Genomic DNA, 24,304 nt, shown 5'->3' with positions numbered 1-24,304 from the left:
AATATTAAATATAAATTATAATTTATGTTTACAAAATTTTTTTATAGGGCATGATATACATTGTGGCGTTTTTGCTTTGCATATATTTCTTCCAAAATTTAACAAAACATTATGAGCATTTTTTAGAAATTGCTTAGGTACATTATTAATTAAATCTTTTTCGACTTCAATTAATTTATCTGAATCACTTATTCCTATTCTCCTAGATACCCTAAATACATGAGAATCTACTGCAATAGTACTATACCCAAAAACTTCATTTAATATTAAATTTGCAGTTTTTCTGCCAACACCTGGTAATTTTATTAAATCATTAAAATTATTTGGTATATTACTATTAAAATTAGTAATCAATATTTGACATAATTTTATAATATTTTTAGATTTTATATTATATAAACCAACATTTTTTATATATATTTTGAGTTTTTCTTCTCCCAAATTGATTATGGATTCTGGACTTTTATGATAATTAAAAAATTTAGAAGTAGCTTGATTAACTATTTCGTCATTAGTTTTAGCTGACAAAATAACGGCGATTAACAATTGAAATTGATTAGTATAATTTAATCTTATTTTTGTATTATTAAATATATGATTTAATATATAAAATATATTGTATATATTTTTATTCATATTATTAATTAATCTTTTAATAATTTATTTTTCATTAAACTTTGTTGTTGAAAATTTTTTTTCATACGTATTAGTTTATTATTGTACCTAGATCTAGATAAATCAGCATGTTTTTTAGTCCATTTTCTGTTTATGTTTTCTAAATTAATACAACTAACTGGACATTTATCTACACATAATCCACATCCTGTACAATAATCTGTTATTATTATATGCATTCTTTTATTTGCTCCTAAAATTGCATCTGTAGGACATTCAGCAATACATATTGTACATCCTATACATTTTTCTTCATCAATAGATGCAACATTAAAAATTTCAGGACTACCTCTACTTGAATCTAATGCAATAAATTCTTTATTAAGTATTTTAGATATTTTTTTTATAGTATGATCACCACCTGGAGGACATCTATTTATAGATTCTTTATCATTAACTATTGCATTTGCATAAGATAAGCAATTATCGTAACCACATTTAGTACATTGTGTTTGAGGTAATATTTCGTCTATTGCTTTAATTAAAGGGTTTATCATTGCCAATATTTTTCAAAAATTACATGACCTATTTTATTTAATCTACTTGTTTGAAAATTTAAATTTTTAAGAATTAATCTCATATCATTTACTAAAGATGGATTACCACAAATCATCATACTAGTATTTTCAGGAGTAATTTGTTCGTCTAAAAATTTATTTATTTCACCTGTATCAAATAATACTGTTAATCTTTTTTTCATTATAAATGTATTTTTTTCTTGAGTCACTATAGGTTTATATATAACTAATTTTTTATTTACATAAGATAATATTTCTTGTTTATATCCTAATTCATTTTCATACTTTACTGTATGTATAATAATAATTTTTTTAAAATTTGACCATATTTTATTATTTCTTAATATTGAAATATATGGAGATAAACCAGTACCAGAAGCTATAAGTAGTAGATTTCTATTTGGCATAATATTATCTATTGATAAAATACCATATGATTTTTTATCAATAAAAATTTCATCGTTTGGCATCAATTTAGCTAAAAATGGAGTTAAATAACCATTATTAATTACATTATAATAAAATTCTAAATATTTTTCTTTTGGAGAACTTACTATGGAATATGCTCTAAATATATTATTATTTTCAATTGACAAACCTAATCTAGTAAATTGTCCAGGTGTAAATTTATGAAAGTTATTGTTGGTTATAAAAATAGAATATAATTTATTAGGTATCCATGTATATATTTTTTGTACTTTTTCTATAGAAAATTCCATAATATTTCTTATTTAAAATTATTTTTGCTTTAAATATTTAATTTTATCTTCTACCCCATTCCATTTATCAGCATCAGGTAAAGGATTTTTAGATCTAGTAATATTTTTAAACTTTTTAGATAATTGTTTATTAATTTCTATAAAATTAATCATATTTTTAGGTAAATCTTCTTCATGAAATATTGCATTTGCTGGACATTCAGTAACGCATACTGCACAATCTATGCATTCTTCAGGATCAATAACTAAAAAATTTGGTCCTTCACGAAAACAATCTACTGGGCAAACATCAATACAATCTGTGTATTTACAATTAATACAATTGTCTGTTACTACATGTGTCATTTTTAATATGCTCCATTTATTAAAATATAATAATTATTATGTTTATTATTATTATATTGTTAGTATAATTTATATTAGACATTATATTTATACATAACTTTACACTAATTATAATAAAATCATGATAATAAATTCATTATTAGATACAGATTTATATAAATTTACTATGATGCAAGTTGTATTGCATCATTTTCCTGCTGCACATGTTGAATATAATTTCAAGTGTAGAACTAAAAATATAAATCTTGTTCCTTATATTAATGAAATAAAAGAAGAAATACATAATCTTTGCAAATTAAAATTTACTGAAGAAGAATTATTTTATTTAAGTAAATTAAGATTTATTAAAAGTGATTTCATAGATTTTCTACGGTTATTCTATTTACCAGAAAGATGTGTAACAATAAAATCAAATTTATCAGGAGAAATCAATATAATCGTTAAAGGTCCTTGGTTGCATACTATTTTATTTGAAATTCCAATTTTAGCTATAGTAAATGAAGTATATTTTCGCAACAATTTTTATAATATAAATTTATCTGAAGGTAGAAAAAGATTACAATCCAAAATTCAATTAATAAAAAATAATAAAATTTTGCATAATAATTTTAAAATAGCTGAATATGGTACAAGAAGAAGGTTTTCAAAATTATGGCATGAAGAGGTTATAGAAACTTTACAAACGTCTATACCAAATAATTTGTTAGGAACTAGTAATTTACTACTATCTAAAAAATATAATTTGATTCCTGTTGGTACTATGGGACATGAATATTTACAAGCTTGTCAAGCTTTAGGTCCTAGATTAAGAGATTCTCAAGTATTTGCTTTTGAAATGTGGGCTAAAGAATACAGAGGTGATTTAGGTATAGCATTATCAGATGTATATGGTATGAATGCTTTTTTAAAAGATTTTGATATGTATTTTTGTAAACTTTTTGATGGAGCTAGACATGATTCAGGTGATCCATTTAAATGGGGAGATATGTTGATTGAGCATTATCAAAAAAATAAAGTAGATAACAAAACTAAGACTTTAGTTTTTTCAGATGGATTAACTTTTTCAAAAGCAATAGAATTATTTATTTATTTTTATGGAAGATGTAAATTATCTTTTGGTATAGGAACCAATTTAACCAACGATATAGGTGTAACACCATTGCAAATAGTAATGAAAATGACTAAATGTAACGGACAACCTGTAGCAAAATTATCTGATAATCCAGAAAAGATTATGTGTGATGATAATGCTTATTTAGAATATTTACGTAAAGTCTTCAATATGTAATATTTTAATATAATATGTTATATGAAAATAATTTTCATATAACATATTACTGTAAAGAAAAATTTTTTAAATTATTTAATATCTATTAGGAGGTATAGTGATATCTTATAATTATCCTGATGAAAATGGGCATTTTGGTCCATATGGTGGTGTTTTTGTACCTGAAACATTAATTTATGCATTAAATGAATTGCGTACAATGTATGATATTTGTAAATTAGATTCTAAATTTCAAGAAGAATTTCAATATGAATTGAAACATTTTGTTGGACGTCCAAGTCCTTTATATCATGCTGATAGATGGTCTAAAATTTTAAATGGAGCACAAATTTGGTTCAAAAGAGAGGATTTAAACCATACAGGAGCACATAAAGTTAATAATTGTATAGGACAAATATTATTAGCAAAAAAAATGGGAAAAAAAAGAATTATTGCAGAGACTGGTGCTGGTCAACATGGAGTTGCTACAGCTACTGTAGCAGCTAGATATGGTATGGAATGTTGTGTTTATATGGGTAGTGAAGATATTCGTAGACAAGAAACTAATGTTTATAGAATGAAATTATTAGGAGCTAAAGTTATACCAGTTGAATCAGGTTCTAAAACATTAAAAGATGCATTAAACGAAGCTATGAGGGATTGGGTAACTAATATAGAAAATACTTTTTATATAATAGGTACAGTAGCAGGACCTGATCCATATCCAAGAATGGTACGTGATTTTCAATCTGTTATAGGTTATGAATGTTTAGAACAAATGCCTAAAATTATAAATCGTCATCCTGATTACATAGTTGCCTCAGTAGGTGGAGGTTCTAATGCTATTGGAATTTTTTATCCTTATATTAAATATAAAAATGTAAAATTAATAGGAGTAGAAGCAGCTGGAAGTGGAATAGATACAGGAAAACATGCAGCTTCTTTAGAAGGTGGTTCTATTGGAGTACTTCATGGTAATAGAACTTATTTAATGCAAGATCAATATGGCCAAATTATTGAAACTCATTCTATTTCAGCTGGTTTGGATTATCCTGGAGTAGGTCCTGAACATGCATGGTTGAAAGATATTGGTAGGGCAAGATATGAATCTATAAAAGATGATGAAGCCATTAAAGCATTTCATGATTGTTGTAAAATAGAAGGAATTATACCAGCACTAGAATCATCACATGCAATTGCATATTCAGTGAAGATTGCACCTAATCTTCCAAAAGATAATATCATATTAGTAAATCTTTCTGGTAGAGGGGACAAAGATATGCATACGGTAGCTGATTATGATGGCATTAAACTTTAAAATTGGTAAATATTATGTATAACAAACCTGATCGTATAAAATCAACATTTTCAAAAATTCATAATAAATCAGCAGCATTAATTCCATATATAGTGGCTGGTGATCCAACTAGTAGCATTACTGTAGATTTAATGCATGCTATGGTATCATCTGGTGCTGATATTATAGAATTAGGGATTCCTTTTTCTGATCCTATGGCTGATGGTAAAACAATTCAGCATGCTATGGAAAGAGCTATTCATAATAATGTACATTTACCACAAGTATTAGAATATGTAAGACTTTTCAGAGAAAAAGATTATAATACTCCAATTGTTTTAATGGGATATGCCAATTCTATTGAACGTTTAGGACAAATAGAGTTTATTAATCAAGCATCTTATGTTGGTGTAGATGGTGTATTAATTGTTGATTATTCACTAGAAGAAATAAAGCCTTTTGCAAGTGCACTTAAAGAGAAAAATATTGATCCAATATTTTTATTATCACCTACTTCTGACGAAAAACGTATTAAATTAATTTCTGATATTGCTAAAGGTTATGTATATTATGTTTCTCTAAAAGGTGTAACTGGAGCTGGAAACATTAATATAAATGAAATATATAATAAATTAAATCTCATACGTAAATATGTAAATATACCAGTAGGTGTTGGTTTTGGTATCAAAGATATAGAAACTGCTTGCAATATTAGTAAAATTGCAGATGCAATAGTTATTGGTAGTAAAATAATAGAAGAAATGCAAAACTCTATATCTACAACAATGTCACTAGATATAAAAAACAAAATGTCTATAGATGCAGTAAAAAATTTTATTAAAACTATTAAACTAGCAATGCATGCTCAAATTAACTCAAAAAGTAGTACTTTATGAGTTGGTTAAATAAAATTTTTCCAATAAATATTAGCAATAGAAAAGTATCAGAAGATTTATGGATAAAATGTATATCATGTGCATCTATCTTATATAAAGAGGATCTAAAATTAAATCTATATGTATGTCCTAAATGCTCATTTCATATGAAAATAAGCGTTATAGATAGAATTAATTCAATTTTAGAAAAAAATAACAGGTTAGAAATAGCTAATCATATATCTTCTATAGATATTTTAAAATTTACTAATACGAATAGATATACAGATACTAATAGATATACAGATCTTTTAAAAGAATCAATTATAAAAACAGGTAATACAGAAGCTTTAATAGTAATGAGTGGTTTAATATCAAATATACCTATCGTACTAGCATGTTTTGATTTTAATTTTATATATGGTTCTATAGGATCTGCTGTAGGCGAAAGATTTAGATTAGGTGTAGAGTATGCTATATCCAATTTTATGCCATTTATATGCATAATTTCATCTAGTGGTGCTCGTATTGAAGAAGGTGTAATTTCATTAATGCAAATGGTGAAAATTGCCGCAATTTTAACAAAACTTTCTGAAGCTAAATTACCTTATATTAGTATATTATCTAATCCAACTATTGGTGAAGTTACAGCCAATTTTGCTTTTTTAGGAGACATAATTATAGCAGAGCCAAAAGCATTAATAGAATTTAAAAGAAGTAAAACAGTATCACAAATTTCAAAAGAAAAAATATCTAATGAATTTCAAAATTCTGAATTTTTTTTACAAAAAGGAATTATAGATATGATAATAGATAGAAGAGATATCAAATCAAAATTAATTAGTTTATTATCTCTTCTATTAAAATATAACTGATTTAATTAATGAATATGAAAGATAAACGATATCTTTTATGTTCATTAATATTTCTATTATTTATTTAAAGTTTCAATTTGAATAAATTTATCAGATTGATTTATATTTTTATTTTTTTGTTTTCTAGGTCTTCCTAATATAATTGTTTGTTTTTCAATAAGATTTTCATTATCACTTGTTATTTTTGTTTCTATCATTTTTAAATTTTTATTAATTTTTTCGTCTTTTTTAGTATTAACTATTTCATTTTCAATAGATTTTAAGCTATCTTGATTAAAATTTTCAATACTTTCTTTTACAGTATTAATATCATTGTTATTTAATATTAAATTAGATTCAGATTCGTTATTAACAGATTTCTTTTTATTATTAAAATAATTTTTTTTATTAAGATTTTTTTCAATATCTACTTTATTTTTATTAATTTTATTTTTATGTTTTTTTATTTTTTTATCTGTTTCTATAATATTAGATTTATTTAATTTACTATTTTCTTCATAATTATTAATATTATTTTTTGGTATAATATTTTCTATCTTATCATCTATAAAATTTTCAAATTTTTCATCTTTATCTTTATTTAAACTTGCAGATTGTTTAGATGCTAAATTATTACGAATATATTTATATTTATTACTTTTCGTTTCATTATTATTTTTCACTAATATATTTGAATTATTAATATAATTTTTATATGATTTTTTATCATGCTCAGAAATATTTGATGCTGAATGTTTAATATTTTCTATATGATTAATATCAGAATTATTTTTATTTATATTACTAATACCTGTATTATTACAATTAACAGATTTTTTGCGTGTAATAAATGAAAAAACATTTTTTATTTTCTGTATAAATATACTTTTACTTTTATTGATAGGTGCTTGTTTCAAATGATTAATACTTTTAACTAAAGCTTCTTGTTGATATTTAATATCATTTTTTTTGTTATCTTTTAAAAGGTTATTAGCTGAATTTATTAATTCAGAACTAGTTTTGATGTTATCCAAATATGGATCATCATGTTTGATTCTTTCAATTTTATAATGTGGTGTTTCTAGCTGTTTACTTGGAATGAATAATAAATTAACAGATAATTTGTTTTCTATTGCAGATATATCAGCACGTTTTTCATTTAATAAATATGCAGCTACATCTAAAGGTATATAAACATGTACTATTGCAGTACCATCTTTCATTGCTTCTTCTTGTACTAGCCTTAATACTTGCAAAGAACTAGATTCAGCATCTCTAATAATACCTATTCCATTACATCTAGGACATTTAATATGAGATCCTTCAATTAATGATGGTTTCAATCTTTGTCTAGAAAGTTCTATTAAACCAAATTTAGAAATTTTACCCATTTGCACTCTAGCACGATCAAGGCTTAAAGAATCTTTTAATTTATGTTCTACTGCTCTTTGATTTTTATTTTCTTCCATATCGATAAAATCAATAACAATTAATCCACCTAAATCCCTTAATCGTAATTGTCTTGCTACTTCTTCAGTAGCTTCTAAATTTGTACGTAATGCAGTTTCTTCTATATCAGATCCACGAGTAGATTTAGCTGAATTTACATCTATAGCTACTAGTGCTTCTGTTTTATCTATTACTATAGATCCACCTGATGGTAGTTGTACAGAATCAGAGTAAGCTGTTTCTATTTGATGTTCAATTTGAAATCTAGAAAAGAGCGGAATATCATCACTATATATATGTATTTTATTCGCACTATCAGGCATTACTAAACTCATAAATGACTTAGCTTGCTCAGCAATTTCTACTTTATCTACTAATATTTCATTTATATCTGGAGAAAAATAATCTCTAATAGCTCTTATAACTAAACTAGATTCTAAATATATTAATACAGGTGATTTATTATCTAAAGCAGCTTTTTCTATGGCATTCCATAACTGTATTAAATATGATAGGTCCCATTCTAATTCTTCAAGATTTCTTCCAATTCCAGCAGTTCTTGCTATTATACTCATTCCTTGAGGTATATTTAGTTTTTCTATTAAATCCTTTATTTCTTGTCGTTCTGCTCCTTCTAATCTACGAGAAATTCCACCACCTCTAGGATTATTTGGCATCAATACTAAATATCTTCCAGCTAAAGAAATAAAAGTTGTTAATGCTGCACCTTTATTACCTCTTTCCTCTTTTTCGACTTGTACAATAATATCTTGCCCTTCTATAAGAACTTCTTGAATTTTCGGATTTTTAATGTCTAAATTTTTTTGAAAATAAATTTTAGTAATTTCTTTAAACGGTAAGAAACCATGTCGTGTTTCTCCATAATTTACAAAACAAGCTTCCAATCCAGGTTCTATTCTAGTAATAATACCTTTGTATATATTACCTTTACGTTGTTCACGACCAAAGCTTTCTATATCTAAATCTATTAATTTTTGACCATCTACAATAGCAACTCTAATCTCTTCATGATTAGTTGCATTAAATAGCATTCTTTTCATATTAATGTTATTCTCCATTGCTCTAATCTATCAAAAAATTATCCATATTCATGGTCTTTAATCTTTGATTTCAATAATGCAATTTATAGGATTACTTATCAATTTTATTGATTAAATTTTAAGCAATAATTTATTTTGAGAACAAACAACAAAAATGTATAAATCTAATTCATAAATACTGATTAATTTGTATTTATTTTATAATTTTAATTAGTTATTATTAAACATGATGTTGATTTATTCTATTTTTGTATATGAATGTCAACACATTTAACATCCAAATATTAAAATTTTAATTTAGTTATTCTGTTATTATTACTTATATAATAACACATTGTAGAAGTTAAATATTATAATATTGTGATATCTAATAAGTGTTATTTATTTTAAATAATTAAAAAAATTTTTAATTTTAAAAAAATCATGTAAATTTTATAATGAATCTATATATGAAAAATGTTCAATCTGATAGTAATGTTTCTTATAAAATAGTTGATATAGAATATCAAAATCAAAGAATAGATAATTTTTTATTTAATAAATTAAAAAATATACCTAAAGCAAGAATATATAAAGCTATAAGATCAGGTGAAGTTAGGGTAAATAAATCTAGAATTTCTAATACTTATAAAATTCAAACAAATGATATTATAAGAATTCCTCCAATCAAAAGTACAATTAATCTATCTAAAATAAATAATTATGTTGTTTTAGAAAATAAGAATTTACCTAATACTATTTATGAAGATGAATATTTATTAGTGATAAATAAACCTTCTGGATTAGCAGTACATGGAGGTAGTGGTATAAAAATAGGACTTATAGAACAATTACGATCGTTTTATTGTCAATATAAATTTTTAGAATTATGTCATCGCATAGATAGAGATACTTCTGGAATAGTTATGATTGCCAAGAAGCGTAGTTTTCTTTTAAAAATACATGAGTTATTTAGAGAAAATTATATTAAAAAATATTATGTTGCTATTGTAAATGGTAATTGGGTAAATAAAAGACAACATATTAAATTGAAATTATCAAAATGGCTTACCAAAACAGGAGAAAGAAGAGTAAAAGTAGATCATGAAGGAAAATTTTCTCATACAATAGTGAATTTAAGAAAGTCTTATAAAGACTATAGCATACTTGATATTGAACTATGTACAGGACGTACTCATCAAATCAGAGTACATTTGTCTCATTTAGGTTTTCCAATTATAGGAGATGATAAATATAATAAATATGAATCAGATAAAATTAGCAAAAGATTATATTTGCATGCAAATAAAATTTGTTTTACTCATCCAATTTCTGAAAAAAAAATAGAATTAATAGCACCTCTTCCAGAAGAATATAGTAAATTTATCAAATAAATATTCTAATTAGACATAAATAAAAAAATTACAGGCATTTTATTTAAAACTATTTGCTCATAATCATTTTTCCATTCTTTTATAGATTTAGTTTTTATATATTCATTTTCTGAAAGTATATAGCGGGCTATACACAGTTTAGTATCTTCTTTTAAGATATCAATCATTGTTTTAAATATGGATTCGTTTCTGTATGGTGTTTCTATAAAAATTTGAGTTTGATTATTCAATTTAGACTCTTTTTCCCAATTTAATAAAGTTTTAATTCTAATATCTGATTTTATAGGAGGGTATCCTCTAAAACAAAAATTTTGACCATTCATACCACTAGACATTAGTCCAAGTATTATAGAAGAAGGACCTACATGTGGCTTGATTATAAAATTCATAGAATGTGCTACTGATATGATTAAAGATCCTGGGTCAGCTATAGCTGGACATCCTGCTTCTGAAATTAACCCAATATTATGAAATTTTAAATTGTTTAGAAATTGTTTAATTTTTTGATATTCAATAAAGTCATTTATATTGTATATATTTATATCATGTATATTTTTCATTATACCAATTGATTTAAGTAATGCTCTAGCAGTTTTAGGTTTTTCAACAATAAAATGTTCTATTGTTGATATTAAATTTCTAGTTTTTTTTGGCATCCAATATTCAGGTGGTAAATGACTAATACTCATTGGAATTAAATGAATAATGCTTTTCATATTAATTAAATAGCCCTAATGTTGAAATTACTTAATATTTTTATTAATTTAATCATTGGAAGGCCTAATACTGCAGTAGGATCATTACTTTCTATTTTATCAATCAGAACTATACCTAAACTTTCAGTTTTTATGCTTCCTGCTACATCATAAGGATTATCTATTTTTAGGTATTTTTCTATTTCTTCAGTAGTTAATTTTTTTATTTTACATTTTGTCATAACTGTTCCAGATTTTTGCAATTTACCACGTATGACAGTAACAGATGTGTAAAATCTTAATATTTTGTTTGATAAAAATTTTAATTGTGATACAGCTTTATCAAAATCATATGATTTACCTATGATTTTACCATCACAAACTCCAACTTGGTCAGAACCAATTATAATTTGTTCATTTGATAATTTTTTTTGAACAGAATGAGCTTTAGCAATAGATAATATTAATGATAATTTTTTAGGTGATGGGTGGTAAAAAGCAGATTCATCTACATTTGGTAATATTACTTCAAAGTTAAGATTTAATTTTTTTAACAAATTAAATCTATATTGGGAACTAGAAGCTAAAATTAATTTATATTGAGATTTGTTCATTATTATATTAAATATATTAGTTATAGATATTATCTTAATGTATAATTTTAATTAAAATATTATATTTTATATATATGTAATTAAATTTTTTAATAATACATAATTTAGTAAGATTATATATTATTAAAATTGGTATTTATCTACTATTTGAATTTAGGAGTTTTAAATGGCTGTACAACAAAACAAAAAATCACCATCTAAAAGAGGTATGCATCGTTCTCATGATAATTTGAAAATTCAAGCATTATCTATAGATTCTAAAACTGGAGAATTACATTTGCGTCATCATATTAGTCCAAACGGATTATATAAAGGACGTAAAATTATAGAAAAAAAATTTTAACTACTATAAAACATGAGCCTAAACTTAATATTGTAAAATGTCTAAATTAATTATATAGTTTTTAATTTAGACATATATGTTATTAACGATTAATATTGTTTTTATATTGTAAAAACTATTTTAAATAAATTTAATTTATATATTGAAAACAATTTGTATTATAAAAAAATATTTATAAAATATCTATTTTGTAAAATTTTTATATGAAAATTGCTGAAAATTTTTCACAAAATAATCATTATTTTTATAATTATGGTAAAACATATATTTCTATTAAAAAATTTTTATTAAAATCAAACTCACAATTTTTTATAACTTTATTTTTTTATTAAAAATTAGTTCAATACTATTGAATTTAGGTTTTAATATAACAAATAATCATACTAATAAAATTTGAGTTATTATGATTGTTATATCTTTTCAAAAAATTGTTAATATGTTAAAAACATTGAATATTTATTATATGAAAATCAATGATTTTAAGATAATATTAATACTATTAAAAATGCTACATCATAAAAACGATTTAATAAATAATGCTAAAAAAATGTATTACTTATATTATGAAATTGTAACTAAATAGAATTACTAAAATATTATATTTTTATCTAAAGATTCATAATCTCTAAATAAAATTTCAGCAATTCTTAATGATTAATATATCGATTAAAAAGTAAAAAAAGCTTTAGTAACTAAAGCTTTTGGATTCTGTAGCATTAAAATTATTTAAAGTAAGTTGAATAATAGATTAAGCTAAATCTGAAATAGAGAAAAATATTAAATATTCTCAATAACACTGGCTATTGTGTCCAATTTTATTTTTTAAATATATCTTGTGAAAAATATAACAATATTTTAAATATAAATTTATCATCAATATTTCTATCTAAAATAATCTCAAAAAACATGATTTAAAAAAATTATAAATATTTCTTTAATAATAATTTTTATTGAAGTCTTTTTGCTTCAATAAAATTTTTAATTGATATATATAAATCATTTGCTAAGTGATTAGTAGACATATAACAATTATATTGCTCTTATATTATAAATATGATTAAAATGCTAAATAAGTATAATCTATATCAAATAATTTTCAAGAAATTTAATTTAACTATAAAAATTACTAAATCATTATAAATTAGTAGATTTTTTAGATACCAATAATGCTAATTATATTACAGGTAATACATTATAAATTAATGGTAGTATGATATATATCATATCAATATTGTTAGAATAGATAATAATTATCTATTCTTCTAATTATTATTTTGATAGCAAGTATAATTTTATTTTGATATATTTAATATAATTAATAAAATTGAATAATTTGGAGGAATAAATGGAAAGTATTGAGCAGCGAATTAATAATATTGTTGCTGAACAGCTAGGTATTAATAAAAATGAAATTAAGAAAGAATTTTCTTTTGTAGAAGATCTAGGAGCTGATTCGTTAGATATGGTTGAATTAGTTATGGGATTAGAAGATGCATTTGAAATAGAGATATCTGATGAAGATGCAGAAAAAATTACTACTGTACAACAAGCAGTTGATTATATAAAATCTAAAAAATAATTTTAATAAACAATATTGATGATTATTTATGTTTGTAGCACTATTATGTGAAAAAATATGCCGTATCTTTCATAATAAATGGTTATAAAAATCAATAAAATGTCTCATTTTGATACTTTTAATATAAAATAGCAAATAGCTAAAAAAGTAAAAAATTTGAAATTTATTTTCATATATATTACCTTAAAAAAAGTTAATATAGATGGATATATTTATGTATTATGAGCTATTACTTAATCCTTGTTAATAAAAGAAGATTATTAAAATTAATGATCAATCAAATAAAATAGGAGTTATTATTTAGTCTAAAATCATTTGTTTATCCAAAATAAAAAAGATACAAATAATTTAAAAAAGAAATCATTAAAAAATTCCTTTTTATAACTAGTGTGTTTATTAATTTAGATCATATTTATATTAAATATAGCATTAGATATTTTACTTATTTTATTATTGTCTAAGCTTATATCACATAGTTGTATCATATTTATAATTTTAGTCAATTGGTCGAATATTTTGACTTAGATGTAATGACAGGCAGTTCTGAATCCAATATATTACATTTAGGTATTGGTATTTTTTTTCTGCTATAAGAAAATTGTCTATACATAACGAAAATTTATTAACAACCTCTTGTTCATGAAATTTGTTTTTTATAGGAGATGATGAATAAATTTTATTATTAGAATAATATCATCATGCTAAAAAATTGAAATAAAAAGATATTATTAATTGTTAAGATATATTTTTATCATATTAATTATCCTAATAAATAAGATTATTCTATGAAAAATGCTAAAATTAATATAAATCAAATTAATTTTATAACTGTTCATGATACATCTAATAAAATTTATTATAAAAATGAAATTTATTTTATAAAAATAGCATTTGGTAGTTATGCATATGTTTTATTTTTAAGTTTCACAAAATCTATGATTGGTAATGTATTAAGTACAAAGGGATATGTTTAAGAAATGTTTTTAGCTTTTTCTATTTTTAATAAAATATTTCCCTATAATATAAATATATAAATTTTAGTAATGATTATTATTCTAATGCAGTTAGCTCAATGAATATACAGTCAGTTAATGCTAATTTTTTTGATTTTGGCGGAACTAATGGTACTATCATTTTTTCTAAAATATAAAAATTATATATATTAAGTGTAATATAATATTTTTATAAAATATTATATTATTTTATTATGTTGTATTTTATTTTTTAATAAAATTAAATATATGAACTAAATACTATGCTAAGGAATTATTAAATGCATAATTGTAATAATTACTATGGATTTATAAAATATAAAATATTATTTATATTGTTTACAGCTATTTTTTTTATTACTAATAATTTAGTATTAGCTAGTAATATAAATAATGAATCTAAAAGTAAAGAAATTAATAGTGCTATACCATTAGATTTTACTAGTATTGTTGAGAAAGTTGATTCATCAGTCGTAAATATACGTACTATTACTAAAACTAATAAAGAGACAAATTTATTGTATAATGATCCTTATGAAATGTTTCGTTGGTTTTTTGGTCCTAATTTTCCTAATAATATTCCAATTCCTGATAACCAGTATATACAACCACAACAAGAAGAAAAATCTATACCTAAAGGTTTAGGATCTGGATTTTTTATATCAAACGATGGATATATATTAACTAATAATCATGTTATTGTTGATGCAAATGAAATTTTAGTAACTTTATATGATGGACGTGAGTTTAAAGCTACTGTAGTTGGTTCTGATGATCGTACAGATATAGCATTAATAAAAATTAATATAAAAAAATCTAATCCATTAAAAATTGGTAATTCAAATATCTTAAAGAAAGGGCAATGGGTTTTAGCTATAGGTTCTCCTTTTGGTTTAGATTTTACTGTTACTGCAGGAATAGTTAGTGCTATAGGGCGCGATACTGGCGATTATTTGTCTTTTATACAGACTGATGTAGCAGTTAATCCTGGTAACTCTGGAGGTCCATTATTGAATTTAAATGGTGAAGTTGTTGGTATCAATTCACAAATTATTTCACGTAATGGTGGTTTTATGGGTATATCGTTATCAATTCCAATCGATGAAGCTATGCGCGTTGCAGATCAAATAAGGAAAACAGGTAAAGTAGTGAGAGGTAAGATTGGAGTTCAAGTTAGTGAAATAAGTAAAGAGGTTGCAGAAGCAATAGAGTTACCTAGATTTGGAGGTGCTTTAGTAAGTTTTGTAGAAAGAGGAAGCCCTGCAGATCAAGTTGGTATACAACCAGGTGATGTAATTTTAACATTTAATAATTTAGAAATTAAAAAATTATCTGATTTACCTCGTTTAGTAGGTCAAACAAATCCAGGAGTTTCTGCAAATATAGATATATGGCGTCGAGGTAAATTAATCTCTTTTATTGTAAAAGTAGGAGAAATTAAATCAGATACAGTATCGAAAAAAGAAATACATAAGAAAACTATTAATAGTAATAAACCATCTAATATTATACTTGGTTTAGAATTAGAAGAGTTGTCATATGAATTAAAGGCTAAATTGAAAATTAATGGCGGAGTATATATTGAAAATGTTAGTGGAGTATCTCTTAAAGCTGGATTACATAAAGGAGATATTATTACAGTAATAAATAATACTTATATTACTAGTGTTGACCATTTCAATTCAGTATTAGAAAAAATTAATAATATTAAAAAACCTATAGGTTTATTAGTGTATCGTGGTGATAATGCACAATGGATTATAATTAATCCTTATAAATAATCAATTATAATCAACAACTATTGAGCTCATAATTATTTTTATTAAAAGTATGAGCTTACTTTTTTTACTATTAAAATGAAATATATACGTAATTTTTCTATTATAGCTCATATAGATCATGGTAAATCTACTTTGGCTGATCGCATAATACAAATTTGTGGAGGATTAGCTGATAGAGAAATGTCTGAACAAGTTTTAGATTCAATGGACATTGAAAAAGAACGTGGTATTACTATAAAAGCACAAACAGCTGTATTAAAATATTTATCAAAAGATGGTAATTTATATACAATGAACCTTATAGATACTCCTGGTCATGTTGATTTTTCGTATGAAGTTAGTAGATCATTAGCTGCTTGTGAAGGGGCATTATTAGTTGTGGATGCATCTCAAGGAGTAGAAGCACAAACAGTTGCTAACTGTTATACAGCTATAGAACAAGGACTCGAAGTAATACCTATCTTGAATAAAATTGATTTGCCTCAATCTAATATTGATTTAGTAAAAGATGAAATTGAAGAATTAATAGGTATAGATGCTAAAAATTCTATTTTGATTAGTGCAAAAACTGGTCAAGGTGTAGAGGAAGTATTAGAAGCTATTATATCAAAAATTCCTGCACCGTCTGGCAGTCAAGTAGCACCATTACAAGCATTAATAATAGATTCATGGTTTGATAATTATGCAGGTATTGTTATGTTAATCAGAGTCATGAATGGTAATGTAAAACCAAAAGATAAATTATTATTTATGGCAACTAATTCTATTTATTTTTGTGAACATGTTGGGATTTTTACTCCTAAATTAGAATATAAAAATATTTTATCAGCAGGTGAAGTAGGTTTTATAGTAGCTGGTATCAAATCATTAGAACATGCTAAAGTTGGTGATACAATTACTAACTTTAATAAACCTTGCAATATTCCTTTACCTGGTTTTAAAGAAGTAAGACCTCAAGTTTTTGCTGGTATTTACCCTGTAGAAGTATCTGATTATGATCATTTAAGAGATTCATTAGAACGTTTAAAGTTAAATGATTCATCAATTATGTTTGAGCCAGAAACATCACAAGCTTTAGGTTTTGGATTTAGATGTGGTTTTCTTGGGTTACTACATATGGAGATTATACAAGAAAGATTAGAAAGAGAGTTTAAAATTAGTATTATAACTACAGCTCCATCTGTAATATATGAAGTAACATTAAAAAATAAAGAAATTATTCAAATACAAAATCCATTTAATTTGCCTGAACAAAATTTAATTTTAGAAATTAAAGAACCAATAGTTAGATTAAATTTATTTTTGCCTCAACAATATATAGGTGCAGTTATGACCCTTTGTAATTATAAAAGAGGTCAACAAATTAATATTGAATATCATGGCAAACAAGTACAGTTAATGTATGAAATACCATTAGGTGAGATAATATTAGATTTTTTTGATAAATTAAAATCTTTATCAAAAGGTTATGCTTCTATGGATTATTATTTTATAGGATATAAATCAGCAGATATTGTAAAAGTAGATTTAATTATAAATAATGATCGAGTAGACGCATTAGCAATTATGCTGCATAGGGCTAATGCTAGATATAAGGCTAGAAGTTTTGTTAATAAAATGCAAGAATTAATACCAAAACAAATGTATGACGTTGCTATACAAGCTGCAATAGGTCATGAAATTATTGCAAGAGAAAATGTTAAAGCTTTACGTAAAAATGTACTAGCTAAATGTTATGGGGGAGATATCACTCGTAAGAAAAAATTATTAGAAAAGCAAAAAGAAGGAAAAAAAAGAATGAAAAAAATTGGAAAAGTAGATATTCCACAAGAAGCTTTTTTGGCAATTTTACAAATTGAAGATAAATAAATTATCTGGTTTTATTGTATGAATTGGAATTTTTCTATTTTTTTATTTCTAATAATAATTTTAACTGGTATTTCTAGAATACTTTATAAATTATATAATTACTTTCATAATACACGAAATATTTATTATAAAAAAATTTTTTTATATAAATTTTTAAAACAAAATCAAAAATCTTTATTTTATTTAGAACAGTTAAGTTCTTTATTTCCAGTATTACTAATTGTATTTTTATTGCGATCTTTTATAGCAGAACCTTTTAGAATTCCATCTGGATCAATGATGCCAACTTTAGAATCTGGGGATTTTATTTTAGTGCAAAAATTATCATACAGCATAAAAATACCTATCATAAATTATGATATATTTTCTTTTAATACACCAAAACGTGGCGATATAGTAGTTTTCCGCTATCCAGAAAATCCTAAAATTGATTATATTAAACGTATAGTAGGATTACCTGGAGATGAAATTATTTATAGAGACAAAAAATTATTTATAAATGGTATTTTAATTCCAACTAAATTAAACGGTTTATATTATGACTATGATAAATCTTCATTTACTAGTAAATATAAAGAAAATCTTTTTGGTGTATATTATGATATTATTATAGAGGATAATAAATATACTTCTATTTTTCCTATTTGGAGTTTTCCTTGGGTTCATTCTTTTAAATATTCTGAAAACGGTTTGAGTTGTAGAATACCAAATGGTAACTATTTTGTAATGGGAGATAATAGAGATAATAGTTCTGATAGTAGGTATTGGGGTTTTGTTCCTTTTAATAATATAACTGGAAAGGCTTTTCTTATTTGGATGAATTTTAATAATTTTAAACGTATAGGTTTTATAAAATAAAATTGTGAATATAAAGAATTTAGAAGATATTCTTGGATATTATTTTAATAATAAAAAATTATTAAAAATAGCATTAACACATAGAAGTTTTGGTGCTTATCATAATGAAAGATTAGAGTTTATGGGTGATTCTATATTAAATTTTATTATATCATTTTTATTATTTAAAAAATTTCCTAATTTAAATGAAGGTAAATTATCTTATTTTCGTGCTAATTTAGTTAATAAAAATACTTTACTAAAAATTGCAAATGATCTTAAGTTATCTAATTATATTAGTTTAGGAGAAGGAGAATTAAAAAGTGGTGGTATGTTTCGTTCTTCAATATTAGCAGATACTGTAGAAGCAATAATAGGTGCAATCTTTATTGATTCTAATTTTTTAAATACATTGAATATAGTAGAAAATAAATATAGCTCAATAATTAAAGATATTGATTCATTTGATAATTGTAAAGATTCTAAAACTTTATTACAAGAATATTTACAAAAAAGAAAAAAAATACTACCTAATTATAAAATTATTTCTATATATGGAAAAGCTCATAATCAGAGATTTGAAATTGAATGTTCAATAGATCAATTAAATATAAAAACAAAAGCAATAGGAAATACCAGAAAATCTGCTGAACAAGAAGCCGCAAAAATTGCATTAGCAAATTTAGTCAAATTTAAAAAAAATTAATTTATATGGATATAATATCACGCTGTGGTTATATAGCAATAATTGGAAAACCTAATGTTGGAAAATCTACTTTAATTAATGCATTAGTTGATATGAAATTATCAGCTGTATCAAGAAAAATGCAAACTACTAGACATCGTATTAATGCAGTATTATCGTTGAATAATACTCAATTTATATTTGTAGATACTCCTGGTTTTCAAAATAAACATCATAGTTTATTGAATAAAATCATGAATAAAACTGTTTTTAATGTTTTATCTGATGTAGATGTAATTTTACATGTTGTAAATGCATGTCAATGGACACAAGATGATGAAAAAATTTCAAATTTTATATTTCAAAATAATGATATTCAAAAAATTTTAGTAATAAATAAGATTGATAAATTGAAAAATATTAATATATTATTACCATATATAAAAAATATAAATCCAAAATATAACTACAATTCTATTATTCCAATTAGTGCTAATAAAAAATATCAATTAAACACTTTATTAGATAATGTATCTCAATTATTACCATTGAGAAATTTTATATTTGATGAATCATTTATAACAGATAAATCAGAAAGATTTTTAACATCTGAAATTATAAAAGAAAAAATATTTAGGCTTGTTGGTGACGAATTACCTTATAAATGCACAGTATTTATAGAAAAATGGCAAGAAGTAAAAAATGGTATTATAAATATATTTGCATGTATCATAGTTGAAAGAAATTCACATAAAATAATTTTATTAGGCTCTAAAGGGCAACATATAAAGAAAATAGCGAGCGAAGCTAGAAAAGATATAGAAATTTTATTAAATAAAAAAATATATTTGGAGGTATATATTAAAGTATGCAAAGGATGGTTAGACAATAAAAAGTTATTACATGAATTTGGATATGAATAATGATTAATGATATATTTGATTTTCAAGATTGTTATTCTTATACTTTAAAAACTATAAATTGGAAAGAAACATCTTTAATAGCGCACATATTTTCAAAAGATTATGGAATTATAGATGTTATGGCTAAAGGAGCTAAAAAACCTTACTCTTTAGTTCGTCCTATAATTTTCATTTTTCAGCCTTTATCTTTGTCTTGGAAAGGTAAAGGTGATATAAAAATACTTACTAAAGCTAATTCAGAAGGTATAAATAATTTATCAGGTAATTCTTTTATAGTTGCTTGGTATATTAATGAATTAATTATAAATTTTTTGCCAAAACAAGATCCCCATCCAGTAATATTTGAAACATATCACAAAACACTTATTAAATTAAGTTTACACATAGAGCCAATATGGGTTACTTTGTGTTATTTTGAATGGATTTTTTTGAGAGAAATTGGATATGGTTTAGATATAGATTATCCAAATGATTTTAATAATTTAAAAAAATTGAAAATTCAATTGAATAAACACATAGAAACTCATTTATGTGGAAAAAAATTAAAAACAAAGAAAATTTTGACGGATTTATTAAAATTGTATAATAAAAAGCAGAAATAAGATATTTTATTCCTGCCTTTTAATTTTTTAAATTAATCTTCTCTATTATTCATAAATCCAATTAATATCAATAAATTAGAAAATAAATTATATATATCTAAATACAAAGTTAAAGTAGCTGATATATAATTATCTTCTCCATTTTCTATTATGCGTTTTAAATCAACCAATATAAAACCAGAAAATATTATAGTAGACATAATAGAAGTAGTAATCATTATGCTACTCATTTTTAAAAAAATATTAAATAAAGATATAATAAATAAAACTAATAATCCAGAAAATAAAAATTTATGTAAATTTGATAAATCGCTTTTTATTTTATTTGACAATATAGACATTGTACCAAATATAATAGAGGTACTTCCAAATGCTGTCATCACGAGTTGAGACCCATTATGCATACCTAAGATTATTCCTAATAATCTAGATAGCATTAATCCCATAAAAAACGTAAAAGTTAATAATAAAATCACTCCATAACTGTTATTTTTATTTTTTTCTATTTGAAACATTAAAAATATTGTTCCTATAAAAAATAACAAAGATGAAATTCCATTTCCAGCTAATAAGGTATTGTGAATTCCAGAAAAAATACCTATTGCAGCTCCCAGTACAGTTGGAATTAAAGAGATTGATAATAATAAATATGTATTTCTTAATACTTTATTTTTTATAGATCCATCATTCTCTATAATTATGTACTTTTTATTTGTGCTATAATCATTCATTTTAGCTCCCGGTACGATAATTAAAATTTATTCAAAATGTTTAGTTAGATATAAAAAAATTAATCTCATCATAGTTACGAATTTAATATATAATTATTTTTATAACTATTAATTTCGCAATAAGATCTTTGTTTATATTCTTTCCACCTTTTTCTTGCTTTTGATTTATCTGATTCTTCTTTAGATACTATTTCAAATATAGTTTTAAAATTTAAAAAATGAACATAAAAATTTTCAGTTAGATTAATAATAGTATTGTAATTCTTGTAGATGTTTTTATTTATTAATTTAGATTGATCGTTCATTAAAATAATTGGCATAAATTCATCTAAGTTTTCACTAAATATAGCATGAGGTATAAAAGAAATATCATCAAAACTCCATAAAAATTTATCTAATATTTTCATACTTTCATATTCATCAAACACTATTACTATTCTACAATTAATCATTGTATATAAATTATTAACTATTTTGCAAGTTGTTAATTGTTTATTATCAACTTCGTATATAAAATTAACTTTATTCATTTAGCAAAATTTATAATTTATTTAATAAATATTGCATAATAAGTGAAACAGGTCTTCCTGTAGATCCTCTATTTTTGTTTTTTTCCCAAGCAGTTCCTGCAATATCAATATGTGCCCAATTATCTATTTCGATAAAATTAGATAAAAAAGATGCTGCTGTTATTGCTCCTGCATATGGTCCACTAGAATTTGCTAAATCTGCATAGTTAGATTTGATGCATTCATTATAATCTTCATCAAGTGGTAATTCCCACACTGGATCTAATATTTCTTTACCAGCAGTAATTAATTCTTTTGTTAAATTTATATTATTAGAAAATAATCCACTATGTACATTACCTAAAGATACCACACATGCACCAGTTAAAGTGGCTATGTCGATAATAGTAGAAGGATCAAATTGCTTAGCATAAGTTAAAGCATCACATAATATTAATCTTCCTTCTGCATCAGTATTAATAATCTCAATAGTTTTACCTGACATGCTAGTTATTACATCACCTGGCTTATTAGCACTACCACTTGGCATATTTTCACATGCTACTATTATACCTATAACATTAATATTTAATTTTAATTCTGCTAAAGCACGAAAAACACCTATTATAGTTGCTGCTCCACACATATCATATTTCATTTCATCCATTGAATTAGATGGCTTAATAGAAATACCTCCAGAGTCAAAAGTCACTCCTTTCCCTACTAAAACAATTGGCTTAGTATTATTATTTTTGTCACAATTATAATTCATTAATATTAATCTAGGTGGTTCTAAAGAACCTTTTGACACAGATAAAAAAGATTGCATATTTAGTAGTTCTATTTCTCTTTTTTCAAAAAGTTTAGTATTAATTGTTGGAAAATCTTTAGTTAATTTAGAAGCCAATTTTCCTATATAAGTTGGAGTGCAAATATTACTAGGTAAGTCACCTAATAATCTACTTAAATTCATCCCATTTACTATAGCTAAACCTTCTTTTGATCCAATATTTATTTCTTCTATATCAATAGGATCTACTAAATATGAAACATTAAATTCACTATCTATATAATATTTATTATTACATTTTTTGCTATCATATTTATATAAATTATAACCTATAGATATAACATCTATTTTTGCAGTAAGCTTTTTATTTGTTTGATGATTTAGTATTAAAGTAGAGATAATATTTTTAATATTATTAGATAAACAATTTGATATTAAAGATTGAATAACTTTTTTATGTGCTTTATGTGAATATTTATTTTTATCTCCTAATCCAATAAGCATAATTTTTTGACTTTTTAATTCAGAAATCAAATGTAATGTAAGTATATTTCCTAATTTAGGATTAAAATCTGTATTTATTGTTGAAATTAAGTGATCAGAAAAATTTTTTATAAGATTATTTATTTTTTCGTTGAAAGTCTTATCTGAAAATACACCTATTACTAATACCTCTGTCGATAAATTGTCTATAGACATATTAATAGATTTTATACTAAATTTCATAATTTTTATTAATCCTTAGAATTAACGTTATTTATATATTAATATTAGTTTTAACAATTATTTTCATTCTCTCAGTTACTAATTATTAAAAATTAATGTCATTATTTAGAAGCTTTATTAAAAAATAAATATATTCGTAGCTATCTATGTTTGAGTATATTATTATAATTCTTTTTTAATATTAAAAATGTATAT

General features: G+C 23.5%; 24 protein-coding genes. 14 read left to right on the top strand and 10 right to left on the bottom strand.

The window, feature by feature from the left end; all coding sequences use genetic code 11:
• Positions 1-15: 15 nt before the first annotated feature.
• The 4 genes from nth to fdxA are packed head-to-tail and all read right to left on the bottom strand — an operon-like array spanning position 16 to position 2,257.
• Entirely contained in the window at positions 16-636 is a 621-nt protein-coding gene (gene nth / locus CKSOR_RS02290; RefSeq protein ID WP_108673977.1) for an endonuclease III, read from the bottom strand.
• 8 nt (positions 637-644) lie between these two features.
• Positions 645-1,172: an RnfABCDGE type electron transport complex subunit B gene (locus CKSOR_RS02285; RefSeq protein WP_108673976.1), complete on the bottom strand. Its 528-nt coding sequence runs from the start codon at positions 1,170-1,172 to the stop codon at positions 645-647.
• Complete coding sequence (locus CKSOR_RS02280) at positions 1,169-1,912, bottom strand: ferredoxin--NADP reductase (RefSeq protein ID WP_108673975.1); 744 nt, start codon at positions 1,910-1,912, stop codon at positions 1,169-1,171. Before CKSOR_RS02280 ends, CKSOR_RS02285 begins: the two co-directional genes overlap by 4 nt.
• An 18-nt stretch (positions 1,913-1,930) precedes the next feature.
• On the bottom strand, positions 1,931-2,257 hold the full coding sequence (gene fdxA, locus CKSOR_RS02275; protein WP_108673974.1) for a ferredoxin FdxA: 327 nt from the start codon (positions 2,255-2,257) through the stop codon (positions 1,931-1,933).
• Between the two features lie 121 nt (positions 2,258-2,378).
• Between fdxA and pncB the strand changes: the two genes are divergently transcribed.
• The 4 genes from pncB to CKSOR_RS02255 all read left to right on the top strand — a co-directional run bounded on the left by pncB (position 2,379) and on the right by CKSOR_RS02255 (position 6,571).
• Positions 2,379-3,545 carry a nicotinate phosphoribosyltransferase gene (pncB, locus tag CKSOR_RS02270; protein WP_108673973.1) on the top strand — a complete coding sequence of 389 codons (1,167 nt, stop codon included), beginning with the start codon at positions 2,379-2,381 and terminating at the stop codon, positions 3,543-3,545.
• A 100-nt stretch (positions 3,546-3,645) separates the two neighbouring features.
• Positions 3,646-4,842, top strand: a complete 1,197-nt coding sequence (gene trpB / locus CKSOR_RS02265) for a tryptophan synthase subunit beta (RefSeq protein ID WP_422666645.1) — start codon at positions 3,646-3,648, stop codon at positions 4,840-4,842.
• Between the two features lie 14 nt (positions 4,843-4,856).
• Positions 4,857-5,717 carry a tryptophan synthase subunit alpha gene (gene trpA / locus CKSOR_RS02260; RefSeq protein ID WP_108673971.1) on the top strand — a complete coding sequence of 287 codons (861 nt, stop codon included), beginning with the start codon at positions 4,857-4,859 and terminating at the stop codon, positions 5,715-5,717.
• Complete coding sequence (locus CKSOR_RS02255; protein WP_108673970.1) at positions 5,714-6,571, top strand: acetyl-CoA carboxylase carboxyltransferase subunit beta; 858 nt, start codon at positions 5,714-5,716, stop codon at positions 6,569-6,571. The genes trpA and CKSOR_RS02255 overlap by 4 nt, the downstream gene beginning before the upstream one ends.
• 56 nt (positions 6,572-6,627) lie before the next feature.
• On the opposite strand, the gene CKSOR_RS02250 is transcribed toward CKSOR_RS02255, so the two are convergent.
• Positions 6,628-9,060 (bottom strand): Rne/Rng family ribonuclease, encoded by a 2,433-nt coding sequence (locus tag CKSOR_RS02250; protein WP_108673969.1) that lies wholly within the window; start codon positions 9,058-9,060, stop codon positions 6,628-6,630.
• Positions 9,061-9,509: 449 nt separating this feature from the next.
• Here CKSOR_RS02250 and CKSOR_RS02245 point away from each other — a divergent pair, with 449 nt between their 5' ends.
• Positions 9,510-10,433, top strand: coding sequence for an RluA family pseudouridine synthase (locus CKSOR_RS02245; RefSeq protein ID WP_234411219.1), 924 nt, complete (start codon positions 9,510-9,512; stop codon positions 10,431-10,433).
• A 5-nt stretch (positions 10,434-10,438) separates the two neighbouring features.
• On the opposite strand, the gene CKSOR_RS02240 is transcribed toward CKSOR_RS02245, so the two are convergent.
• Both CKSOR_RS02240 and CKSOR_RS02235 read right to left on the bottom strand, forming a co-directional pair.
• On the bottom strand, positions 10,439-11,149 hold the full coding sequence (locus CKSOR_RS02240) for an SAM-dependent methyltransferase (protein WP_108673967.1): 711 nt from the start codon (positions 11,147-11,149) through the stop codon (positions 10,439-10,441).
• 5 nt (positions 11,150-11,154) lie between these two features.
• A complete protein-coding gene (locus CKSOR_RS02235) occupies positions 11,155-11,742 on the bottom strand; it encodes a Maf family protein (protein WP_108673966.1) in 588 nt (195 codons plus the stop codon).
• A 166-nt stretch (positions 11,743-11,908) separates the two neighbouring features.
• On the opposite strand from CKSOR_RS02235, the gene rpmF reads away from it, so the two are divergent.
• From rpmF to recO, 9 genes are all read left to right on the top strand, one after another.
• Entirely contained in the window at positions 11,909-12,085 is a 177-nt protein-coding gene (gene rpmF / locus CKSOR_RS02230) for a 50S ribosomal protein L32 (protein WP_108673965.1), read from the top strand.
• Positions 12,086-13,430: 1,345 nt separating this feature from the next.
• The gene (acpP, locus tag CKSOR_RS02220; protein ID WP_108673963.1) at positions 13,431-13,664 is read left to right on the top strand and encodes an acyl carrier protein; all 234 of its coding nucleotides are present in this window, start codon (positions 13,431-13,433) and stop codon (positions 13,662-13,664) included.
• 785 nt (positions 13,665-14,449) lie between these two features.
• Positions 14,450-14,638 carry a hypothetical protein gene (locus CKSOR_RS02215; protein ID WP_108673962.1) on the top strand — a complete coding sequence of 63 codons (189 nt, stop codon included), beginning with the start codon at positions 14,450-14,452 and terminating at the stop codon, positions 14,636-14,638.
• Positions 14,639-14,937: 299 nt separating this feature from the next.
• Entirely contained in the window at positions 14,938-16,437 is a 1,500-nt protein-coding gene (locus tag CKSOR_RS02210; protein ID WP_108673961.1) for a Do family serine endopeptidase, read from the top strand.
• A gap of 75 nt (positions 16,438-16,512) precedes the next feature.
• On the top strand, positions 16,513-18,306 hold the full coding sequence (gene lepA, locus CKSOR_RS02205; RefSeq protein ID WP_108673960.1) for a translation elongation factor 4: 1,794 nt from the start codon (positions 16,513-16,515) through the stop codon (positions 18,304-18,306).
• A gap of 18 nt (positions 18,307-18,324) precedes the next feature.
• Positions 18,325-19,164, top strand: a complete 840-nt coding sequence (lepB, locus tag CKSOR_RS02200; RefSeq protein ID WP_108673959.1) for a signal peptidase I — start codon at positions 18,325-18,327, stop codon at positions 19,162-19,164.
• A gap of 4 nt (positions 19,165-19,168) precedes the next feature.
• Positions 19,169-19,849 carry a ribonuclease III gene (gene rnc, locus CKSOR_RS02195; RefSeq protein WP_108673958.1) on the top strand — a complete coding sequence of 227 codons (681 nt, stop codon included), beginning with the start codon at positions 19,169-19,171 and terminating at the stop codon, positions 19,847-19,849.
• A gap of 5 nt (positions 19,850-19,854) precedes the next feature.
• Positions 19,855-20,751: a GTPase Era gene (era, locus tag CKSOR_RS02190; RefSeq protein ID WP_108673957.1), complete on the top strand. Its 897-nt coding sequence runs from the start codon at positions 19,855-19,857 to the stop codon at positions 20,749-20,751.
• Positions 20,751-21,353: a DNA repair protein RecO gene (gene recO, locus CKSOR_RS02185; protein ID WP_108673956.1), complete on the top strand. Its 603-nt coding sequence runs from the start codon at positions 20,751-20,753 to the stop codon at positions 21,351-21,353. Before era ends, recO begins: the two co-directional genes overlap by 1 nt.
• Before the next feature lie 32 nt (positions 21,354-21,385).
• Here recO and CKSOR_RS02180 read toward each other — a convergent pair whose 3' ends face one another.
• The 3 genes from CKSOR_RS02180 to CKSOR_RS02170 form a co-directional block, all read right to left on the bottom strand.
• On the bottom strand, positions 21,386-22,084 hold the full coding sequence (locus CKSOR_RS02180; protein ID WP_108673955.1) for a Bax inhibitor-1 family protein: 699 nt from the start codon (positions 22,082-22,084) through the stop codon (positions 21,386-21,388).
• A gap of 74 nt (positions 22,085-22,158) precedes the next feature.
• The gene (locus tag CKSOR_RS02175) at positions 22,159-22,614 is read right to left on the bottom strand and encodes a DNA polymerase III subunit chi (RefSeq protein WP_108673954.1); all 456 of its coding nucleotides are present in this window, start codon (positions 22,612-22,614) and stop codon (positions 22,159-22,161) included.
• A 10-nt stretch (positions 22,615-22,624) separates the two neighbouring features.
• Positions 22,625-24,109: a leucyl aminopeptidase gene (locus CKSOR_RS02170; protein ID WP_108673953.1), complete on the bottom strand. Its 1,485-nt coding sequence runs from the start codon at positions 24,107-24,109 to the stop codon at positions 22,625-22,627.
• Positions 24,110-24,304 lie beyond the last annotated feature (195 nt).

It is taken from the genome of Candidatus Kinetoplastibacterium sorsogonicusi, assembly GCF_003072465.1.
GTDB lineage: Bacteria > Pseudomonadota > Gammaproteobacteria > Burkholderiales > Burkholderiaceae_B > Kinetoplastidibacterium > Kinetoplastidibacterium kentomonadis.
Note: the sequence above shows the minus strand (reverse complement) of the source record. Positions and strands in the feature narration are given on the sequence as shown.

Excerpts from the sequence above, each read along its gene's own strand:
- nth (WP_108673977.1), bottom strand. The coding sequence starts at position 636 with ATGAATAAAAATATATACAATATATTTTATATATTAAATCATATATTT.
- CKSOR_RS02285 (WP_108673976.1), bottom strand. The coding sequence starts at position 1,172 with ATGATAAACCCTTTAATTAAAGCAATAGACGAAATATTACCTCAAACA.
- CKSOR_RS02280 (WP_108673975.1), bottom strand. The coding sequence starts at position 1,912 with ATGGAATTTTCTATAGAAAAAGTACAAAAAATATATACATGGATACCT.
- fdxA (WP_108673974.1), bottom strand. The coding sequence starts at position 2,257 with ATGACACATGTAGTAACAGACAATTGTATTAATTGTAAATACACAGAT.
- pncB (WP_108673973.1), top strand. The coding sequence starts at position 2,379 with ATGATAATAAATTCATTATTAGATACAGATTTATATAAATTTACTATG.
- trpA (WP_108673971.1), top strand. The coding sequence starts at position 4,857 with ATGTATAACAAACCTGATCGTATAAAATCAACATTTTCAAAAATTCAT.
- CKSOR_RS02255 (WP_108673970.1), top strand. The coding sequence starts at position 5,714 with ATGAGTTGGTTAAATAAAATTTTTCCAATAAATATTAGCAATAGAAAA.
- CKSOR_RS02250 (WP_108673969.1), bottom strand. The coding sequence starts at position 9,060 with ATGAAAAGAATGCTATTTAATGCAACTAATCATGAAGAGATTAGAGTT.
- CKSOR_RS02245 (WP_234411219.1), top strand. The coding sequence starts at position 9,510 with ATGAAAAATGTTCAATCTGATAGTAATGTTTCTTATAAAATAGTTGAT.
- CKSOR_RS02240 (WP_108673967.1), bottom strand. The coding sequence starts at position 11,149 with ATGAAAAGCATTATTCATTTAATTCCAATGAGTATTAGTCATTTACCA.
- CKSOR_RS02235 (WP_108673966.1), bottom strand. The coding sequence starts at position 11,742 with ATGAACAAATCTCAATATAAATTAATTTTAGCTTCTAGTTCCCAATAT.
- rpmF (WP_108673965.1), top strand. The coding sequence starts at position 11,909 with ATGGCTGTACAACAAAACAAAAAATCACCATCTAAAAGAGGTATGCAT.
- acpP (WP_108673963.1), top strand. The coding sequence starts at position 13,431 with ATGGAAAGTATTGAGCAGCGAATTAATAATATTGTTGCTGAACAGCTA.
- CKSOR_RS02215 (WP_108673962.1), top strand. The coding sequence starts at position 14,450 with ATGAAAAATGCTAAAATTAATATAAATCAAATTAATTTTATAACTGTT.
- CKSOR_RS02210 (WP_108673961.1), top strand. The coding sequence starts at position 14,938 with ATGCATAATTGTAATAATTACTATGGATTTATAAAATATAAAATATTA.
- lepA (WP_108673960.1), top strand. The coding sequence starts at position 16,513 with ATGAAATATATACGTAATTTTTCTATTATAGCTCATATAGATCATGGT.
- lepB (WP_108673959.1), top strand. The coding sequence starts at position 18,325 with ATGAATTGGAATTTTTCTATTTTTTTATTTCTAATAATAATTTTAACT.
- era (WP_108673957.1), top strand. The coding sequence starts at position 19,855 with ATGGATATAATATCACGCTGTGGTTATATAGCAATAATTGGAAAACCT.
- recO (WP_108673956.1), top strand. The coding sequence starts at position 20,751 with ATGATTAATGATATATTTGATTTTCAAGATTGTTATTCTTATACTTTA.
- CKSOR_RS02180 (WP_108673955.1), bottom strand. The coding sequence starts at position 22,084 with ATGAATGATTATAGCACAAATAAAAAGTACATAATTATAGAGAATGAT.
- CKSOR_RS02175 (WP_108673954.1), bottom strand. The coding sequence starts at position 22,614 with ATGAATAAAGTTAATTTTATATACGAAGTTGATAATAAACAATTAACA.
- CKSOR_RS02170 (WP_108673953.1), bottom strand. The coding sequence starts at position 24,109 with ATGAAATTTAGTATAAAATCTATTAATATGTCTATAGACAATTTATCG.